Below are 17,833 nucleotides of genomic sequence, written 5' to 3' on the forward strand. Positions count from 1 at the left end.
TACCAGCAGAGGAAACCAGCTTGATCTTCTCACGAATACCTTTAGCCATGATTCAATTCCTTAGTACTTAGTACTTCTCACCACGGGCGCGGATTTCGGTCAGAACCGTATCAATGCCCTTTTTATCAATAACACGCATACCTTTAGCAGATACACGCAGAGTAACGAAGCGCTTTTCGCTCTCAACCCAGAAACGGTGAGAGTGCAGGTTCGGCAGGAAACGGCGTTTCGTCGCGTTCATTGCGTGGGAACGGTTGTTACCCGTTACCGGACGCTTTCCAGTTACCTGGCAGACTCGTGACATTTCTATTCTCCAAAAATCAAATCAGCTCGAGCTTTAAAAACTAGGTTTTGGCCGCCTCGTCAGGCCTTAGCCCGCCCAAGCGAGTTCCATGTGAACCCGCTAAGCTGGCCCAAACGCCAAACCCGAGATTCTCAAAGGTGGCGTAGTATACGCCGCTCAGCCCAAGTGCTCAAGTCCCGAACAAATAAAGATCCCGATGGATCGCGCGGAAATGCATCATTTCTGCGCAATCGGATGGTTATTTTACAGCCAACCGCGCTCAGCGAAGGAGGTATAATCGCCGTGACCGATCACCAAATGATCAAGTAAGCGAATATTCAGCAGCGCGCAAGCCTGCCCGACTTTACCGGTAATATCACGATCGGCGCGACTGGGCTCGGCTATGCCGGAAGGATGATTATGCGCCAAAATCACGGCGGCCGCGTTGAGTTTTAACGCTTCGCGCACAATTTCACGTGGATGCACTTCGACACTGGCAATACTGCCGGTAAACATCTTTTGCGCCTGCAAAACCCGATGCTGATTATCCAGGAATAGCGCCATAAAAACCTCTCGCTCCTGATGCGCCAGCACGCTTTGCAAGTAATGCCTTGTCACCTGTGGATTCTCCATCACATTTTCTCGCGCCAGCTGACTGGCGAAAAAACGTCGCCCCAGTTCAGCCACTGCATGCAGTTGGGTAATTTTGGCCGTGCCTACGCCTTTAATCACGCTCAGTTCTGTTTCATTTGCGGTCATGATGCGATATAGCGAGCCAAACTCGTTAAGCATTTGTCGCGCCAGCGCCATCACCGGAATACCGTGGCTGCCGGTGCGCAAAAAAATCGCTAACAGTTCTGCATCGCTCAATGATTCTGCGCCTGTGATGGCCAGTTTTTCTCGTGGGGCCAGTTCCGTCATGACATTCTCCTTCCTGGGTCAGGGCGATTGTGCGTATTTGCCAGGAGGCATACCAGCAAGCCGGTCGTGATTTCAGAGCCATCTCGCAAAGGGCGCAGGCCGTGAAAAGGCGGTCGCTGGATTTTGTGATAAAGTTGCCTGCATCTGCCGCATCACAGCGGCAATCCGTTTTGAGTTGAGGCAAAGAACATGACGGGATTAGCCGGAAAAAAAATTCTGCTCGGCGTCAGCGGCGGTATTGCTGCTTATAAAACACCCGAGTTGGTTCGTCGTCTGCGCGATCGTGGCGCAGAGGTGCGTGTCATGATGACTGATGCAGCGAAAGCCTTTATCACTCCGCTCAGCTTACAAGCCGTTTCCGGATATCCGGTGCTGGATGATTTACTCGACCCTGCCGCTGAAGCCGCTATGGGCCATATCGAGCTGGCGAAATGGGCTGATCTGATTGTACTGGCCCCCGCGACCGCCGATTTGATTGCACGCATCACGGCAGGGATGGCTAACGATTTGGTGACCACCGCCTGCCTCGCCAGCGCAGCACCTCTGGCGATCGTGCCGGCCATGAATCAGCAGATGTACCGTGCGTCTATCACCCAGGAGAATCTTCAGCGTCTGGATCAGCGAGGCGTTCTGATTTGGGGGCCGGACAGCGGCAGCCAGGCCTGCGGCGATGTAGGTCCCGGCCGCATGCTTGATCCGCTGGCAATTGTCGCTCATGCGCTGGAGTGGGCCGCGCCCGTCAACGATCTGCAACATCTCAACATTATGATCACCGCGGGCCCAACCCGTGAGGCGCTGGACCCGGTTCGTTACATTAGCAATCACAGCTCCGGTAAAATGGGATTCGCCATTGCCGCCGCCGCCGCAAAACGTGGCGCAACGGTGACACTGGTGGCGGGCCCGGTCACACTGCCTACGCCCGCTGGCGTCACGCGCGTTGATGTGGGGAGTGCACTGGAAATGGAAGCGGCGGTGATGGCGCAAATCAGCCAACAACATATTTTCATTGCCAGCGCTGCCGTGGCAGACTACCGGGCGGCAAACATTGCCGCAGAGAAAATCAAAAAACAGGGTGGCGATGATAACGTCACGCTGCAGTTGGTGAAGAACCCGGATATTGTCGCAGGCGTAGCGGCATTACAGAAACATCGCCCTTATGTGGTGGGATTTGCTGCCGAAACCCAGAATGTGGAAGAATACGCGCGGCAAAAACGGGTGCGAAAAAATCTGGATCTGATCTGCGCGAACGATGTGGCGCAGGCAGGACAGGGATTCAATAGCGACACCAATGCTCTTCACCTTTTTTGGCAGGAAGGAGAGAAAGTCTTACCGCTCAGTGATAAGACGCTCCTTGGCCAACAATTAATAGACGAGATTGTCAGCCGTTATGATGAAAAAAATCGACGTTAAAATTCTGGATGCGCGCGTGGGTAACGAATTCCCACTGCCAACTTATGCCACCTCGGGTTCTGCGGGTCTCGATCTGCGTGCTTGCCTTGATGGTGCACTGGAGATCTCCCCAGGCATGACCACGCTGGTGCCAACTGGTCTGGCGATTCACATTGCTGACCCTGCGCTGGCCGCTGTGATTTTGCCCCGCTCAGGTCTGGGCCATAAGCATGGAATCGTGCTGGGCAACCTGGTGGGCTTAATCGACTCCGATTATCAGGGCCAACTGATGGTCTCCGTCTGGAACCGTGGTCAGGATAGCTTTACGCTGCAGCCTGGCGACCGTTTGGCACAACTGGTCTTTGTTCCGGTGGTACAAGCCGAATTCAACCTGGTGGAAGATTTTGACACCAGCGATCGCGGCGCCGGCGGTTTTGGCCACTCTGGTCGTCAGTAACACGCGACACTTTTCGCAAGCCATCTTTTTATCTCTCGTCGCTACGGGCCAAACTGCTTGTGGCTGACGAGGCAGTATTGCCTGTTTTTGGTGAATTTCAGGGGTCTTGAAGGTCATGGCAGAAAAAAAAGCCGCGAAACGGAATCGTCGCGAAGAGATTTTGCAGGCGCTAGCGCAAATGCTGGAGTCGGGCGATGGCAGTCAGCGAATCACCACCGCCAAGCTGGCAGCCAATGTAGGCGTTTCGGAAGCGGCACTCTACCGCCACTTCCCGAGCAAAACGCGTATGTTCGACAGCCTGATCGAGTTTATTGAAGACAGTCTGATTACCCGCATCAATCTAATCCTGAAAGATGAGAAAGAAACACTCGCACGACTGCGTTTAATCGTGCAGCTGATTCTGGGATTTGGTGAGCGTAATCCGGGGCTGACACGCATTTTGACTGGCCACGCGCTGATGTTTGAACAGGATCGCCTGCAAGGGCGTATCAATCAGTTGTTCGAACGCATTGAGGTGCAGCTGCGTCAGGTGATGCGAGAAAAGAAAATGCGTGATGGGGAAGGCTTCCAGACTGATGAAACGCTGCTGGCGAGCCAGTTGCTGGCGTTCTGCGAAGGGTTGCTTTCCCGCTATGTGCGATCTGAATTCCGCTATCGCCCAACCACTGATTTTGACAGCCGCTGGCCACTGATTGCGGCACAGTTAGTTTAGCGATTCATCAGGCGCGCCCATGATTGGGCGCGCGATAAAATACCTTGGTTCATCATCCGGTCGCCAGCGATGGCGGCCGTGATAAAGCCGCGGTGTTAAATACCGTACTCTTTACGATACGCCCGCACTTTCGCCAGATGGTCTGCCATTTCCGGCTTCTCTTCCAGATAATCAATCAGTTCCGCGAGCGTAATGATCGCCGTGACCTTGCACTGATAGTCACGTTCCACTTCCTGAATGGCGGAGATATCACCACGGCCGCGCTCCTGGCGATCCAGCGAAATCATGACGCCCGCCAATGTGGCATTGTGCGCGCTGATGATATCCATCGATTCACGAATGGCGGTACCCGCGGTGATCACATCATCCACCAGCATCACCTTACCCTGCAGCGGGCTACCGACCAGCAAGCCGCCTTCACCGTGGTCCTTGGCTTCTTTACGGTTGAAGCAATAAGGCACATCGCGATCATGATGATCGGCCAGTGCGACGGCCGTGGTGGTGGCAATCGGAATCCCTTTGTAGGCCGGGCCAAACAGCAGATCAAAATCAACGCCGCCATCCACCAGCGCCTGCGCATAGAAACGTCCCAGCAGCGCTAAGTCACGGCCAGTATTGAATAAACCGGCATTAAAGAAGTATGGGCTTTTACGACCCGATTTCAGGGTGAACTCACCAAACTTCAGCACCCCTTTGTTCAGGGCGAATTCAATAAACTGACGCTGCCAGGCTTTCATTTCTCACTCCTCAAATAAAGAAAAGGCGACTCTATGGTCGCCTGTTATATCAATTTGTTAGCGCTGCTTTTTGCGCCTGAATCAACTGCTCAATGCCGCCTCGCGCCAGCGCCAGCAGCTGCAGTAATTCCTCATGGCTGAACGGCTCGCCTTCGGCGGTGCCCTGCACTTCAATCATGCGGCCATCTTCAGTCATGACGACGTTCATATCGGTTTCAGCCGCAGAATCTTCCACGTACTCCAGATCGCACAGCGCTTCACCGCCAACGATACCGACCGAAATCGCCGCCACCATGCCTTTTAACGGGCTGGCTTTTAACTTGCCCGCCGCAACCAGCGCATTCAACGCATCGGCTAACGCGACGCATGCACCGGTAATCGACGCAGTACGCGTGCCACCGTCGGCCTGAATCACGTCGCAGTCCAGTGTGATGGTGAACTCGCCCAACGCATCCAAATCCACTGCGGCACGCAGCGAGCGAGCAATCAGACGTTGAATTTCCAGCGTACGGCCACCTTGCTTACCTTTGGCCGCTTCGCGCGCCATACGGCTGTGGGTGGAACGCGGCAACATGCCGTATTCCGCAGTGACCCAGCCCTGACCTTTGCCTTTGAGGAAACGTGGCACACCCTCTTCAACGGTGGCGGTGCACAGCACTTTGGTTTCACCGAACTCAACCAGCACGGATCCTTCTGCATGTTTGGTGTAGTGACGAGTGAGGGTGACGGGACGCACTTCAGATGCGTTACGGCCTGCTGGACGCATGGTTTCTCTCCGGCTTACTTAGGTTTGGCTGCGCATTATACGGACTTCGTGCGCGGCTGTCCTGCCTACATGCGGCACTTTTCCCGGATGAAATTTCGCCTCAGCTGTGGCTAAATGCGCCCTTTCCTCTCATAAAAAGACAAATGATGACAGCAATACTCCATTTCCTGCTGGCGCTGGTGGTGATCTTCGCCCTTGCGCTATTGGTCAGTCATGACCGCAAACTGATTCGCCCACGTTTTATTATTCAATTGCTGGTGGTTGAAGCGGCACTGGGTTGGTTCTTCCTGCATTCTGCGGGCGGCCAGTCTGTGGTGACCGCTGTCGGCGGCTTCTTCGAAACCTTATTGACCTTTGCTGCGCAAGGTACCGATTTTGTGTTCGGCAATATGGCGAAACAGGGACTGGCGTTTATTTTCCTCGGCGTGCTCTGTCCGATTGTGTTCATTTCCGCCCTGATCGGCATCTTGCAGCACTGGCGTATTCTGCCGTTGTTGATTCGTCTGGTCGGTACCCTGCTGTCGAAGGTGAACGGGATGGGCAAACTTGAATCATTCAATGCCGTGAGTACGCTGATTCTGGGTCAATCGGAGAACTTCATCGCCTATAAAGGTATCCTCGGCGATATCTCCGCACCGCGCATGTACACCATGGCCGCAACTGCGATGTCGACGGTGTCGCTATCGATTGTCGGTGCTTACATGTCGATGATTGATGCAAAATATGTGGTTGCCGCACTGCTGCTGAATATGTTCAGTACCTTCATTATCCTGTCGATCATCAACCCGACACGCCCGGAAAATGAAGAACGCATTGCACTGGATAAGCTGCACGAAGACCAGAGCTTCTTTGAGATGCTGGGCGAATACATCCTGGCAGGTTTTAAAGTGGCGATGATTATTCTGGCGATGCTGATTGGATTTATCGCCCTGATCGCCGCCATTAACGCTCTGTTTGCCGCGGTATTTGGCTACAGCTTCCAGCAACTGCTTGGCTATGTCTTCTATCCGTTTGCGTGGTTGATTGGCATTCCTTCTGCCGATGCCCTGCAAGCGGCAAGCATCATGGCGACCAAACTGGTAGCCAATGAATTCGTGGCCATGATTGAGCTGAAGAAAGTCGCTGCGGGAATGTCACCGCGCGGTCTCGGCATTCTGTCCGTGTTTTTAGTGTCTTTTGCTAACTTTGCCTCAATTGGCATCGTGGCGGGAGCGATTAAAGGACTGAATGAGCGCCAGGGCAATGTGGTATCGCGCTTTGGCTGGAAGCTGGTTTATGGTTCCACACTAGTGAGCCTGCTGTCAGCCGCGTTTGCAGGATTGTTCATTTAATCACAGCGGAGCGGCCTGCTAGCCGCTCTTTACAGGGGCGCGCCCATCAAAGCGGCCCTGTTCTGCTTTAGAACGCGACACACACCAGCGAATCGACACGCATCACCGACTCCTGATCGAAGCGCGTTTTATAAATGTCGCGCAGCGCATTGATGCTGTCAGAACTTGCACGGCCCGGCTGATGTATCAGCATTAACGCTTTGCTGTTTTCACGCGCCAGCTTTCCACCCTCTCCCAGCCACTGACCTTTACCGTCATACACTGAAAGCCCATCTTTGAATCGTGGCGTGACATCATTATCAACAAATTGCTGCCATTCGCTGCTGCTGATGACGCCGCCTTTCGGCTTGTTCATCCCAAACCACAGGGTGGTTTGCATCATGATGTCTCCTGAGCCGCACACGGCAACAGGGGCGGTATTGGGTAGAATTTGTTCACGAGGTGCAGCGGGTGTCTGGCATCCGGCCAGAAAGAAGACGATAGCCAACGGCATCGCCAATTTATTCAGCATCATAGCCTCAGACTGTTTAAGTATCACACTGGACATCATAGGGTGTGAATGATGGATACGTCATCCTTTTCACTGAAAGTTGCGCGCGGCGTTAGCTCATTGCGCTTATGCCTATCATGGTTTGGCTGCCATCACTATAATGCGATGAACATTCCTGAAAATGAGTACAAGCTTATGATCCGCAGCATGACCGCTTACGCCCGCCGTGAAGCAAAAGGCCACTGGGGCAGCGCAGCCTGGGAAATCCGTTCGGTAAACCAACGCTATCTGGAAACCTACATCCGTCTGCCGGAACAATTTCGTAGCCTGGAGCCGGTGATTCGCGAGCGTATCCGTAATCGCCTGACGCGCGGTAAAATCGAGTGCAACCTGCGCTTTGATGCCGACCCCAGTGCACAAGGTGAGCTGCAACTGAATGAGGCGTTGGCGAAACAGCTGGTGCGATCCGCCAACTGGGTGAAGATGCAGACCGACGAAGGCGCGATCAATCCGCTGGATATTCTGCGCTGGCCTGGCGTGATGTCAGCTCAGGAACAGGATCTGGATGCTATCAATACCGAACTGCTGACCGCACTCGACGGCACACTGGATGACTTCATCATTGCTCGTGAAAGCGAAGGCACTGCGCTCAAAACCCTGATTGAGCAGCGTTTAGAAGGCGTGTCGCTGGAAGTCAGCAAAGTGCGTGCGCAGATGCCGGAAGTGGTGAAGTGGCAGCGTGAACGTCTGATCAGCAAACTGGAAGAAGCGGAAGTACAGCTGGAAAATACGCGCCTAGAGCAAGAACTCGTCATGATGGCGCAGCGCATTGATGTGGCGGAAGAGCTGGATCGTCTGGATGCGCACGTCAAAGAGACCTACAACATCCTGAAGAAGAAAGAAGCGGTTGGCCGCCGTCTCGACTTTATGATGCAAGAGTTCAATCGTGAGTCGAACACACTGGCCTCTAAGTCGATCAATGCCGATATCACGGCGTCAGCTATCGAGCTGAAGGTGTTGATTGAGCAGATGCGCGAGCAGATTCAGAATATCGAATAACACCTCATTCGGCTGGTGTTAAAAAAAAAAGCCCGGTGATCCGGGCTTTTTTGCCCGCTCAGCATGCCCAGTGCGTTTCGTTTATCCTTTAGACCAATTTGCAGACTTTGCAATGTAAAGATTGTGAAAGCTTTGATGATGATGCATGTCAATGGCTGACCAAACATGACTGTGAATCAACCTTAGGGACTTTCACAGTAAGAAATTATGTTGTTGTTTTTCATCAATTATTTATTTTCATTCCATGAATCTTCCGTTGAAAATACGCTTCCTCAATGAAACCTCTCCATCCTAAAGATTGCAGAGATTACGTTTCTTTGAGGGCACTATTTGCTAATCTACTGGTCGTAATTAACACAGCCGTACCGCCAGGAATTCATGGACACCCTTCTTTGTGCGATACACCCACTCTTTCCCTGAAGGCGTTATGAAGAAAAACGGGCAGTTCAATTCTAAACTTTTGCATCCCCGCTACTGGTTTACCTGGTTTGGGCTGGGTGTGCTGTGGCTGCTGGTGCAGCTTCCCTATCCTATTTTAATTCGGCTTGGCGCCTCTGCCGGCAAGCTGTCGCGTCACTTTCTGAAGCGTCGTGAGCGCATTACCCGTCGCAATATTGAACTCTGCTTCCCGCATATCAATGAGGAAGATAAAGAGGTATTGATCGCCGGTAACTTTGAATCCCTTGGTATGGCGCTGGCAGAAACCGGTATTGCCTGGTTCTGGTCGGATGCGCGCGTCCGCCGTTATTTCCAGGTTGAAGGCCTGCACAACCTGCAAAATGCGCAGCAAAACCATCGCGGCGTGATGGCGATTGGTGTGCATTTCATGTCGCTTGAGCTGGGTGGCCGCATTACCGGACTGTGCCAGCCAATGATGGCGATGTATCGCCCTCACAATAATCAGGCAATGGAGTGGGCGCAGACAAAAGGTCGTATGCGATCGAATAAGGCGATGATTGATCGTCGCGATCTGCGCGGTATGGTGCAGGCATTGAAACAGGGCGAAGCCGTCTGGTTCGCGCCAGATCAGGATTACGGCCCGAAAGGCAGCGTGTTCGCTCCGCTGTTTGCTGTCGAAAAAGCGGCTACCACCAATGGCACCTTCGTATTATCGCGTCTGGCTAAACCGGCCATGCTAACGATTGTGCTGATCCGCAACAGCGATAAGAGCGGTTATCAGCTCATCATTCAACCGGAGTTGCAAAACTATCCGTATGAAGATGAAGCGGCTGCCGCGGCTTACATGAATAAAGTGATCGAGAAAGAGATCCTGCGCGCACCTGAGCAGTACTTATGGCTGCACCGCCGCTTTAAAACTCGCCCACCGGGTGAAGCGTCACTTTACGTCTAATCTGTTGATGCAGCAGGCCTTCGCCTGCTGCCCCTTCTGCACTGCTCACATTTACCAACCATTCTTAACGAAAAACAGGTTTGTCAAAAATTGCACAGACTCATGTAATGGTCTGCTCTCTTCTATTCTGACCAAAAACATGAACCTGCTACTTACCACCAAACCACGCGCGCTGCTGGCGCTTGCCGTGGCCAGCGCTCTGCTGACCGGTTGTGCCAATCCGCACGGCTTACATCCTCATAACTCTCTGCTTGATGCCAACTCACTGCAAGCCAAAGCATCCCTTAGCGGCGCGCATTTCAGCGCAGCAAACTGGCCAAAAACCGAATGGTGGCAGGGATTTAACGATCCACAACTGAATCGGCTCATTGCCGATGCTATGACTTCAAGCCCGGATTTGCAGGTGGTGAACGCGCAGGCAGACAAAGCCAATGCGCAGGTCATTGCCGCCGAGGCTGAGCGCTATCCCGATGTGGATCTTAATGCAGGGATCACGCGTTCCCGTGTGGCAAAAGTCGACGACCCGCTTCTGCAAGGTAAAAGCTACAGCACGCTGCGCACGGCCAATATCGGCATGAGCTACACCTTTGACCTGTGGGGCGGCAAGAAAGATGCAGCAGAAGCCGCGCTAGGTCAGGCGCGCGCCAGTGAGTTGGATCGCCAGGCCAGCCAGTTGACGCTCGCCGTCAACGTGACGCGCGCCTGGAATAACCTCAACCTGGCCTGGTCGAACGCTGAACTGGCAAAACAGAATGCCGACCGTTCCAGTGGCATCGCCAAAATTCAGCAGCAGTATGTCAGCGCCGGTTTGACGTCCAACTATCAATACAAGCAGGCGTTATCGCAGCAAAAAACCGCTGAAGCCACCCTGACCGAAGCCAAACAGAATGTCACCGATGCTGGCATTCAACTTTCCACGCTAATTGGTAAAGGGCCGGATTACTGGCACCAACTGAAAGCGGCGAAAATGGATGTCCCCATTGCCGCCACGCTGCCGGGTAATATTCCGGCAGAGCTACTGGGTCGTCGCCCGGATGTGGTGGCAGCACGCTGGCGCGTAGAAGCAGCATCAAAACAAATTGCCGCAACGAAAACCGAGTTCTATCCCAACATCAACCTGGTGGCGGAAGCCGGTACCCGTTCACTGCTCGGCGATGCATTTTTCGGTGCACCCAGCCGGTTCTTTAACGTGGGTCCAAGTCTGTCTCTGCCGATCTTCGATGCCGGCAAGCGCCGCGCCGATTTAGCGGAAAGTGACGCTAACTATGATCTGGCTGTCGCGCAGTACAACAAGCTGCTGATTGGTTCCCTGGGGAATATCAGCGATACCATTACGCAACTGCAGTCGATTCAGGATCAGCTGGCGCAGCAGCAGAGCGCGAATCAACTCATTCATGGCGCATGGGATGATTTAAACCGTGAATACACCGCAGGATTGCGTCCGTACCTTGATGTGCTAACCATCCAGAACCAACTCATCGAGTCCGATCAGAAACTGGTGGCGTTGCAGGCGCAGCAGATCAATCTGGCAGTGGTATTAATTGAAGACCTGGGTGGCGGATTCCAGAACACTGACACTTCAGTGAAGGGATAAGCTGACGGCTGGCATTCTGCTGCACATTGATGAATGATAGTCCGCACCTGGAATACTCTGCGGACTATCATGATGGAACAGAATGCCAATGCCGGCTGGTTACGCCCGCTTATCGCTGACCGACTGACACCTTACCTCGAAATTGATGCGACGCGCCTTCAACACAATCTGCAACACATGCAGCAAAAAGCCGATGCCGCAGGTGTCACGCTGCGTCCACATATCAAAACGCATAAAAGTGTCTGGATTGCCGATCAGCAACGCCAGTTAGGTGCGCGTGGTATTACCGTGTCAAAACCTAGTGAGGGTGTTGCCTTTATCCTCGGTGGGGAGCGCGATTTGCTGCTGGCTTATCCCGTTGTTCACGCCGATACACTCACTGAATTACTGGCTGTCGCCGTGCAATATCAGGCGCGTGTCACCTGTATTGCCGACTGTACTCTCGGCGTCACGGCAATCGCTCAAGCGCATCGCCAGCAGCCCACGTGTGAATTGTCTATCGCCATTAAAGTCGATGTGGGGTTGCATCGCGTGGGAGTGGATCCGCACAGCGGTGAGGCCGTGGCATTGGCGCAGCAGATTAAAGCAGCGGGATTGCCTTTTGCCGGACTGGTTTCGCACGCCGGCCATGCTTACGGCGCGGGTCATGCCGAGGCTATCGCTGAAGTTGCACAGCAAGAAATCATGTCAATGAACCAGGTTCAGCAGCAATTGATCGCTGCAGGCTTTGCGCGTTGCCGCATTTCTGTTGGCTCCACGCCTACAGCCCTGGCCGCGCCGGTGGCTGAAGGCAGCGACGAAATTCGTCCTGGAAATTATGCGCTGCTGGATCTTACCGCCTGGCGCCTGGGGCTGTGCACGCCCGATGCACTGGCACTCAGCGTGGTAACGCGTGTAGTGGCGGTGAATCCGCATTTCGCGATTATTGATGCCGGCTCCAAGATGCTCAGCTCTGATAAGGGTCCGCACGGCACTAACGCCAGCGGTTTCGGTATCGCCGTTGATGAGCAGGGCAACCAATACGAAGTTCTGAAACTTTCGGAAGAGCATGGCTTTCTGCAATACGGAGATCATGCTCCGGCGCTTGGGGCTCTGCTACGCATCTTCCCCAATCACAGCTGCGCGGTAGTGGCTCAATCTGACCGCTTCGTTTTACGCAATCAGGACGGTACAGCAGAGATGAAGGATATTCAGGGACGCGGCAAGTTTATCTGATAGCAGGATTTTTACTGGAAACCTCTGTTGCAGCACACTTCCACTATCCTGCCATTTGCAGCGGAATCTCCTTCAGTTAAGGTACTCTTTGCTGTAGGCAGTCTCATCATTCTGTAGGGTACGGCCTTAAGACCGCCATTTTACTGTGGCGGCCATCATTCATCTCCAGAAGCCACCCTTACGGATTCCCTGCCTTTCATTCGCCTAACGGAGGTTCCATGCTGCCATCTCAGACAGTCACGCTGACCATTCCCCGCAACTGGTTAGATTTATATGAAACCATCTGGAAACCTGAATGCTTTGCCAAATGGGCCAGTGGGCTAAGTGCCAGTACGCTCACGCAAGAGGGTAACTACTGGAAAGCCAAAGGACCTGAAGGTTCAGTGAAAATCCGCTTCACGCCACACAACCCCTTTGGCGTCATGGATCATTGGATCGATACCGGCAGCGGTAAGGAGATTTATATGCCGATGCGCGTGATTGCTAACGAAAAGGGAGCCGAAGTGGTGATGGTGGTTTATCGCCAACCCCTTATGTCTGATGAAAAATTTGCTCAGGACGTTGACTGGGTAAAACGCGACCTGGATCAACTTCTCCACCTGTTAACTCATTAGAATCAATGCATTATAAAAATCGTACTGCTTTAACTTTCGCTGGAAGCAATCAATAAAAAAGTCATCTTTTTCTACGCAATAGCGTTTAACTGTTTGACGATAATATCTGTTGCTTTTCGTGCTAATCACCAGTCTGGCTAAAGTCTTCTCACCAGGAAAACTCCTGGTGAGAGCACGCCTCCTAAGTCTTAGCCCCTCTGATTTATCGGTGTTTTTTCTTACTTATTCAAATGGCTTGTTTAATCGCCGATCAAAATGTCTAACAGGACTTATTAATCGCTCATCCGTCCCCTTATCTATTCTGATGCAAAGTCTGAAACCATTTATTTCTGAAATTCATTTATAGGAGTTTTCTTATGGTGTTAATTTAATTAAAACACGGTATAACTCATTCACACACAGCAATACCCGATAATAACAACAGCAGGGAAATAACATGGATCGCTCAACCTATCCTTTGTTGTCTGAAAAAGAATTTGTTGAGATTGCCAGTAGGATACTGGCCGGGGAATATAATAACTCAAAGGGATTTTATAATGATCTTGCGGATTTCCTCCGAACAGGAGGAGATACCGCTGAGACAATGAAATATTTACGCGCCAGGGGCATCTCTTTAAATTCAGAACATCATTTAATTGAATGCATCTTTACGTGGCAAACTCTGAAAGGCATTTCAGGGCTGCGTCAGGACACGCTGCATTGATGTGATCTGTACTCTGGGCAGGCGCCCGGGTGAACCCTTAATTGCATTGGTACATGTACCATAACGAGCAGAACATGGCGATAAGAGAAAAAAGTTTGGCCAGCGCCAAATGGTCAATTTTGTCATCCATAAAAATCGTCGGCATTGGTGTTTTACAACTTTCACTTCTGGCACAAATACTTCAGGCAAACGAGTTAGATTTACTCGCCATTGCCATTGTGATGTTATTGATTATTGATACGCTTGCCGACCGTGGATTTGGCAATTCAGTTATCAGAAATATAAATCTTAATAACAGCGAACTATCCATTCTCTACTGGGGAAATGTATTAAGTGGCATGATGATATTCGCCGTGCTGTTTATTGGTAGTGATTTATATAGCCGAATCATGAACCAACCGGAAATGGCGATTATGCTGGAAATGATTTCGGTGATTTTCATCATTATTCCACAAGGGCAACATTATCGCGCCATATTACAGCGTGAGAAACAATTCTCGCGTATCGCCTTCACAGAAACATCATCGGTGCTGGTTGGTCTGGGTGTCACACTGTTTACCGTATGGCTGACCCCTTCAGTGTTGTGCGCTATATGGGGCTACCTGGCCATGGTATCCATGAGAATGCTGGTCTACTGCTACTACGGTCGTTCCTGGTTCCAGCCAGAATACCGTTTTAGCCTGAAAAGTTTCGCTAACGTGCGAGCAAGAAACGGATAATAAAAACAAGTCTGTATGGTGGGCTCTGGGCATCTGAGAAGATGCGTTCGCGTGCTGGTCGCCAGCACGCTTTTTTCTTTTTTGATACGGTTAACATCTCTTCTTACCCCTCAGACCTGCACGATCACACAGATCACATCACATTTTTTAATGCGAAAGCGTAACGCACTCCTGATTTATCAAGCGGGTTAAGCCTGTTAGCATGAGCGGCATCAAAACAGCTAATCCGATGACGTCTGCTTTAGAAATACTCAGTGGTCGATAGCTGAGGAAATCTTTAGGCTGGCCGCCGATCTTATGGAGTGCTCTATGTTATTAACCGTTCTCTACATTATTGGCATCACCGCCGAAGCCATGACCGGTGCGCTGGCCGCTGGTCGCCGCAAAATGGATCTGTTTGGCGTCATCATCATTGCGTCCGTCACTGCAATCGGAGGCGGCTCGGTGCGTGACATCCTGCTCGGGCATTATCCGTTGAGTTGGGTTAAAAACCCGGAGTACATCATGATCGTGGCCGCCGCGGCGGTGGTGACCACTTTTGTTGCCCCTTTAATGAATCATCTGCGTAAAGTGTTTCTGGTACTGGATGCGCTTGGCCTGGTGGTGTTCTCCATTATTGGCGCGCAGGTCGCGCTGGATTCTGGTCATGCCTCGATCATTGCCGCTATTGCCGCCGTGATCACGGGGGTTTTTGGTGGCGTGCTGCGTGATATGTTCTGCAATCGCATCCCGCTGGTGTTCCAAAAAGAGCTCTATGCCGGTATCGCATTTGCCGCAGGTTGGATCTACATTCTGCTGCTCAAAACGCCGCTTCCCCATGAAGCCGTGGTGATCATTACGCTGCTGGCCGGCTTCATTGGCCGTTTATTAGCGCTGCGCTTCCGCCTTGGTCTCCCGATCTTCAACTATCCCCACCCCGAACATTAAAGGTGCAGCAGGAATTTCCTGCTGCTGTAAAAAGCGGATCAGTTGCTGTAATTCCTCATCCTGCAGCATGCTAACAATCCGCTCTGCCAGTGTGCGCCCGATGCCGGGTAGCTGCTGCCACTCATCTGCCGAGCGAGCCAGCAACGCTGTCCAGTCGTTATCCGCTAAGGCCTGCAACGCGGTTCGGGGAAGCGGTAGACCTAATGCGCTCACCCAGCGCCGAAAGGGTTGCTGACGTGTCTGTTGGAAACGTTGCCAAATCTCTTGTGCCCGCGCAGAGGACATCCCGCTGTCCTGCGCGATCTCTTCTGGCGTTAACGTCAGCCAGGAGAAAAGATGGGTGATGGCGCCACTGTTCAGTAACCGCTGCCAGCTACTACGTTGCACGCCAGGGATGTTCAGCACCGATTTCTGACTGAGCCAGGTGAGGCGTGATAAGAACTGCAGCCGACAATCCTGGTTGAAGTGCAAACAAGACAGCGGATTAAATTCGCCCTGCTGTGGTGTTAAAGGATAATCTCGCCCTCTCACCCGCCAAATGACTCGCTCTAAGCGAGGAATACCCTGACCGGCTAACGTGACTATCACTTGATCACCTGCGATGACATCCAGCTCCCGCCATCGCCGCAGCGATCCAAGATTCACTCTGCGCACGGTTTTATCATCCAGCTGAACGGGAGTGAGGTTCAGCACCACGGCAATTTTCCCCGTGCGCCCAACGTTGAAATCCACGGACAGCACTTCACTGCTGACTTCAACCGGCTGATATTTCCACGCGGCGGACCAATGCCCCTGACCAGGCTGCCAGTCCCGCCCGGCACCGACGGGTGATTGATGGATCACGACGCCATCGGTGACGAACGGCAAAGATGCACGGAACCAGCGATCGCGCCACACCTCCGCCTCCTCTTCGTTCTTGATTGGGCGGCTCCAGTCCTGCGCCAGACCGAATCCCCAGCGTGATAACTGCGCCAGTCGAGCGGGCATCTGGATTGGACCATCGGGCCATGCCCAGATAAAAATGCCGAGATCTGCCAGCAGCGGGGATACTTCATGACGCATCATCGCACCCGCCACCTGCGCTCTGGCATTTCGCCCTCCGTCACGTGCTTGCTGATGATCGGTCATAAGCAGAAACAGCTCGCCTTGCAGCACCACCTCTTCACGATCGGTTTCAATGTGAGTAGGAATCGCCGGAATATGGCGGGCTTTGGTTATCCACTCTTCGCCACGCAAGCCATCGCCGCGACTCACCAGAGAAACCAATTGCCCGCGTCGATACACCAGCGTTACCGCCACGCCATCGACTTTCGGCTGTATCCACAGTGGCGATTTATCCTGCATCCAGTAAGCCACCGCCAACTTGTCACGCAGTTTCCGTACCCCTGTGTGTGCCACCGGGTGTCGGGTACTACCGTCCGTTGTGGGCTGCGCTTGATAAGCCCGTTGATCCGGCGCGAAGCAGCGCTGCCAATGCAGTAAGCGTTGCTGCAGGCTGTCATAGTCCCCATCGCTAACCAGACTCGTGCCCTTGCGATAGTAGGCATCATCCCAGTGCCGTAGCTGGCTATGTAATTGAACCATCTCTTGTTCGGCGCGCACCGGTGACCAGTTAGGGCACAGCGCTTCAGCCCCGCAAGCCGCGGTGAAAAACCAGCAACACAACCACCACCATCCTTTCATCGTTGCTCTCCTTTTTGTCTATTGGAGAGTGCGATGAGGGCAATGACCAGTGCTGAAGGTGGTAGAGAGCAAACGTATTCCCGGTTTTTTAAGCCGTTTGCAGCGGCTTACCGCGTTATCTGGCGCGGGTTCACAGAAAAAGAATTACCTTAGCCCAACGGCAAACGCTGCGTGGCACCGTTAAGCCGTGTATACTGTGCAGGAAATCGACTCCGCTCTTTACTCAATTCAAGATAACCATGGCTCAAGGCACGCTTTATATTGTTTCCGCCCCCAGCGGCGCGGGTAAATCCAGCCTGATTCAGGCTTTATTGAAGACACAGCCGCTGTACGATACGCAGGTGTCTGTTTCCCATACCACTCGCGGCGTGCGTCCCGGTGAAGTTCATGGTGAACACTATTTCTTTGTCTCCAAGCCTGAATTTGAGACCATGATTGCCGCTGAAGACTTCCTCGAACATGCGGAAGTGTTTGGCAATTATTACGGTACCTCGCGCGCCGCGATTGAGCGCGTGCTGGCGACCGGTGTCGATGTATTTCTGGATATCGACTGGCAAGGTGCTCAGCAAATTCGTCAGAAAATGCCTGCCGCACGCAGCATTTTTGTGCTGCCGCCGTCGACTGAAGAGTTAGATCGTCGCCTGCGTGGCCGTGGTCAGGATAGCGAAGAGGTTATCGCCCGCCGTATGGCTCAGGCCGTGGCGGAAATGAGTCACTACGCAGAATACGATTATCTGATCGTGAATGATGATTTCGACCTGGCACTGACCGACCTGAAACACATTATTCGCGCAGAACGTCTGCGTATGAGTCGCCAAAAATCGCGACATGATGCTTTAATCAGCAAACTATTGGCAGTCTGAAGTCACTTTCAGTATTATG

Annotated in this window: 19 protein-coding genes; 13 read left to right on the forward strand and 6 right to left on the reverse strand. The window is 52.7% G+C overall.

All coding sequences use genetic code 11. The annotated features are described in order from the left end of the window. Positions 1–67 precede the first annotated feature (67 nt). Both rpmB and radC read right to left on the reverse strand, forming a co-directional pair. Positions 68–304: a 50S ribosomal protein L28 gene (gene rpmB / locus RT340_RS08910; protein ID WP_007885297.1), complete on the reverse strand. Its 237-nt coding sequence runs from the start codon at positions 302–304 to the stop codon at positions 68–70. A gap of 243 nt (positions 305–547) precedes the next feature. Continuing rightward, positions 548–1,204 (reverse strand): RadC family protein, encoded by a 657-nt coding sequence (radC, locus tag RT340_RS08915; protein ID WP_097119653.1) that lies wholly within the window; start codon positions 1,202–1,204, stop codon positions 548–550. Positions 1,205–1,393: 189 nt separating this feature from the next. Here radC and coaBC point away from each other — a divergent pair, with 189 nt between their 5' ends. From coaBC to slmA, 3 genes are all read left to right on the forward strand, one after another. Next, positions 1,394–2,614 carry a bifunctional phosphopantothenoylcysteine decarboxylase/phosphopantothenate--cysteine ligase CoaBC gene (coaBC, locus tag RT340_RS08920; protein WP_211729397.1) on the forward strand — a complete coding sequence of 407 codons (1,221 nt, stop codon included), beginning with the start codon at positions 1,394–1,396 and terminating at the stop codon, positions 2,612–2,614. Then, positions 2,592–3,050 carry a dUTP diphosphatase gene (gene dut / locus RT340_RS08925; RefSeq protein ID WP_034823835.1) on the forward strand — a complete coding sequence of 153 codons (459 nt, stop codon included), beginning with the start codon at positions 2,592–2,594 and terminating at the stop codon, positions 3,048–3,050. Before coaBC ends, dut begins: the two co-directional genes overlap by 23 nt. Before the next feature lie 115 nt (positions 3,051–3,165). After that, a complete protein-coding gene (gene slmA, locus RT340_RS08930; protein WP_097119650.1) occupies positions 3,166–3,762 on the forward strand; it encodes a nucleoid occlusion factor SlmA in 597 nt (198 codons plus the stop codon). 95 nt (positions 3,763–3,857) lie between these two features. Here the strand turns inward: slmA and pyrE are convergent, their stop codons facing one another. Both pyrE and rph read right to left on the reverse strand, forming a co-directional pair. Next, on the reverse strand, positions 3,858–4,499 hold the full coding sequence (gene pyrE / locus RT340_RS08935; RefSeq protein WP_034823839.1) for an orotate phosphoribosyltransferase: 642 nt from the start codon (positions 4,497–4,499) through the stop codon (positions 3,858–3,860). A 49-nt stretch (positions 4,500–4,548) separates the two neighbouring features. Next, positions 4,549–5,265 (reverse strand): ribonuclease PH, encoded by a 717-nt coding sequence (gene rph, locus RT340_RS08940; protein WP_034823841.1) that lies wholly within the window; start codon positions 5,263–5,265, stop codon positions 4,549–4,551. Positions 5,266–5,411: 146 nt separating this feature from the next. Here rph and RT340_RS08945 point away from each other — a divergent pair, with 146 nt between their 5' ends. Beyond that, positions 5,412–6,596, forward strand: a complete 1,185-nt coding sequence (locus RT340_RS08945; RefSeq protein WP_097119688.1) for a NupC/NupG family nucleoside CNT transporter — start codon at positions 5,412–5,414, stop codon at positions 6,594–6,596. A gap of 67 nt (positions 6,597–6,663) precedes the next feature. Here RT340_RS08945 and RT340_RS08950 read toward each other — a convergent pair whose 3' ends face one another. Further along, positions 6,664–7,107, reverse strand: coding sequence for a DUF3574 domain-containing protein (locus RT340_RS08950; RefSeq protein WP_097119687.1), 444 nt, complete (start codon positions 7,105–7,107; stop codon positions 6,664–6,666). Positions 7,108–7,281: 174 nt separating this feature from the next. Between RT340_RS08950 and RT340_RS08955 the strand changes: the two genes are divergently transcribed. From RT340_RS08955 to RT340_RS08990, 8 genes are all read left to right on the forward strand, one after another. Continuing rightward, a complete protein-coding gene (locus RT340_RS08955) occupies positions 7,282–8,145 on the forward strand; it encodes a YicC/YloC family endoribonuclease (protein ID WP_313375452.1) in 864 nt (287 codons plus the stop codon). Between the two features lie 427 nt (positions 8,146–8,572). Further along, entirely contained in the window at positions 8,573–9,496 is a 924-nt protein-coding gene (gene lpxP / locus RT340_RS08960; protein ID WP_034823845.1) for a kdo(2)-lipid IV(A) palmitoleoyltransferase, read from the forward strand. A gap of 139 nt (positions 9,497–9,635) precedes the next feature. Continuing rightward, positions 9,636–11,090: an efflux transporter outer membrane subunit gene (locus tag RT340_RS08965; protein WP_313375454.1), complete on the forward strand. Its 1,455-nt coding sequence runs from the start codon at positions 9,636–9,638 to the stop codon at positions 11,088–11,090. Positions 11,091–11,162: 72 nt separating this feature from the next. Continuing rightward, entirely contained in the window at positions 11,163–12,305 is a 1,143-nt protein-coding gene (locus RT340_RS08970; RefSeq protein WP_409566132.1) for an alanine racemase, read from the forward strand. Positions 12,306–12,523: 218 nt separating this feature from the next. Beyond that, a complete protein-coding gene (locus RT340_RS08975; RefSeq protein WP_097119647.1) occupies positions 12,524–12,919 on the forward strand; it encodes a polyketide cyclase in 396 nt (131 codons plus the stop codon). A 436-nt stretch (positions 12,920–13,355) separates the two neighbouring features. Continuing rightward, positions 13,356–13,622 carry a hypothetical protein gene (locus RT340_RS08980; protein ID WP_034823852.1) on the forward strand — a complete coding sequence of 89 codons (267 nt, stop codon included), beginning with the start codon at positions 13,356–13,358 and terminating at the stop codon, positions 13,620–13,622. A gap of 74 nt (positions 13,623–13,696) precedes the next feature. Next, complete coding sequence (locus RT340_RS08985; protein ID WP_313375459.1) at positions 13,697–14,341, forward strand: oligosaccharide flippase family protein; 645 nt, start codon at positions 13,697–13,699, stop codon at positions 14,339–14,341. A 309-nt stretch (positions 14,342–14,650) separates the two neighbouring features. Beyond that, positions 14,651–15,268, forward strand: coding sequence for a trimeric intracellular cation channel family protein (locus tag RT340_RS08990; RefSeq protein WP_058960141.1), 618 nt, complete (start codon positions 14,651–14,653; stop codon positions 15,266–15,268). Here the strand turns inward: RT340_RS08990 and ligB are convergent. Continuing rightward, a complete protein-coding gene (gene ligB / locus RT340_RS08995) occupies positions 15,209–16,951 on the reverse strand; it encodes an NAD-dependent DNA ligase LigB (RefSeq protein ID WP_313375461.1) in 1,743 nt (580 codons plus the stop codon). The two genes, RT340_RS08990 and ligB, sit on opposite strands and share 60 nt — an antisense overlap. Positions 16,952–17,190: 239 nt before the next feature. Between ligB and gmk the strand changes: the two genes are divergently transcribed. Beyond that, on the forward strand, positions 17,191–17,814 hold the full coding sequence (gene gmk / locus RT340_RS09000) for a guanylate kinase (protein ID WP_034823854.1): 624 nt from the start codon (positions 17,191–17,193) through the stop codon (positions 17,812–17,814). Positions 17,815–17,833 lie beyond the last annotated feature (19 nt).

The organism is Pantoea sp. CTOTU50773, assembly GCF_032082325.1.
Classification (GTDB): Bacteria; Pseudomonadota; Gammaproteobacteria; order Enterobacterales; family Enterobacteriaceae; genus Pantoea; species Pantoea communis.

Bases quoted from the DNA above. Each gene is read 5' to 3' on its own strand.
- RT340_RS08950 (WP_097119687.1), bottom strand. From the start codon at position 7,107: ATGCTGAATAAATTGGCGATGCCGTTGGCTATCGTCTTCTTTCTGGCC.
- RT340_RS08945 (WP_097119688.1), top strand. From the start codon at position 5,412: ATGACAGCAATACTCCATTTCCTGCTGGCGCTGGTGGTGATCTTCGCC.
- RT340_RS08965 (WP_313375454.1), top strand. From the start codon at position 9,636: ATGAACCTGCTACTTACCACCAAACCACGCGCGCTGCTGGCGCTTGCC.
- pyrE (WP_034823839.1), bottom strand. From the start codon at position 4,499: ATGAAAGCCTGGCAGCGTCAGTTTATTGAATTCGCCCTGAACAAAGGG.
- gmk (WP_034823854.1), top strand. From the start codon at position 17,191: ATGGCTCAAGGCACGCTTTATATTGTTTCCGCCCCCAGCGGCGCGGGT.
- RT340_RS08980 (WP_034823852.1), top strand. From the start codon at position 13,356: ATGGATCGCTCAACCTATCCTTTGTTGTCTGAAAAAGAATTTGTTGAG.
- dut (WP_034823835.1), top strand. From the start codon at position 2,592: ATGATGAAAAAAATCGACGTTAAAATTCTGGATGCGCGCGTGGGTAAC.
- RT340_RS08990 (WP_058960141.1), top strand. From the start codon at position 14,651: ATGTTATTAACCGTTCTCTACATTATTGGCATCACCGCCGAAGCCATG.
- RT340_RS08975 (WP_097119647.1), top strand. From the start codon at position 12,524: ATGCTGCCATCTCAGACAGTCACGCTGACCATTCCCCGCAACTGGTTA.
- RT340_RS08955 (WP_313375452.1), top strand. From the start codon at position 7,282: ATGATCCGCAGCATGACCGCTTACGCCCGCCGTGAAGCAAAAGGCCAC.
- rph (WP_034823841.1), bottom strand. From the start codon at position 5,265: ATGCGTCCAGCAGGCCGTAACGCATCTGAAGTGCGTCCCGTCACCCTC.
- ligB (WP_313375461.1), bottom strand. From the start codon at position 16,951: ATGAAAGGATGGTGGTGGTTGTGTTGCTGGTTTTTCACCGCGGCTTGC.
- RT340_RS08985 (WP_313375459.1), top strand. From the start codon at position 13,697: ATGGCGATAAGAGAAAAAAGTTTGGCCAGCGCCAAATGGTCAATTTTG.
- slmA (WP_097119650.1), top strand. From the start codon at position 3,166: ATGGCAGAAAAAAAAGCCGCGAAACGGAATCGTCGCGAAGAGATTTTG.
- lpxP (WP_034823845.1), top strand. From the start codon at position 8,573: ATGAAGAAAAACGGGCAGTTCAATTCTAAACTTTTGCATCCCCGCTAC.
- radC (WP_097119653.1), bottom strand. From the start codon at position 1,204: ATGACGGAACTGGCCCCACGAGAAAAACTGGCCATCACAGGCGCAGAA.
- RT340_RS08970 (WP_409566132.1), top strand. From the start codon at position 11,163: ATGGAACAGAATGCCAATGCCGGCTGGTTACGCCCGCTTATCGCTGAC.
- coaBC (WP_211729397.1), top strand. From the start codon at position 1,394: ATGACGGGATTAGCCGGAAAAAAAATTCTGCTCGGCGTCAGCGGCGGT.
- rpmB (WP_007885297.1), bottom strand. From the start codon at position 304: ATGTCACGAGTCTGCCAGGTAACTGGAAAGCGTCCGGTAACGGGTAAC.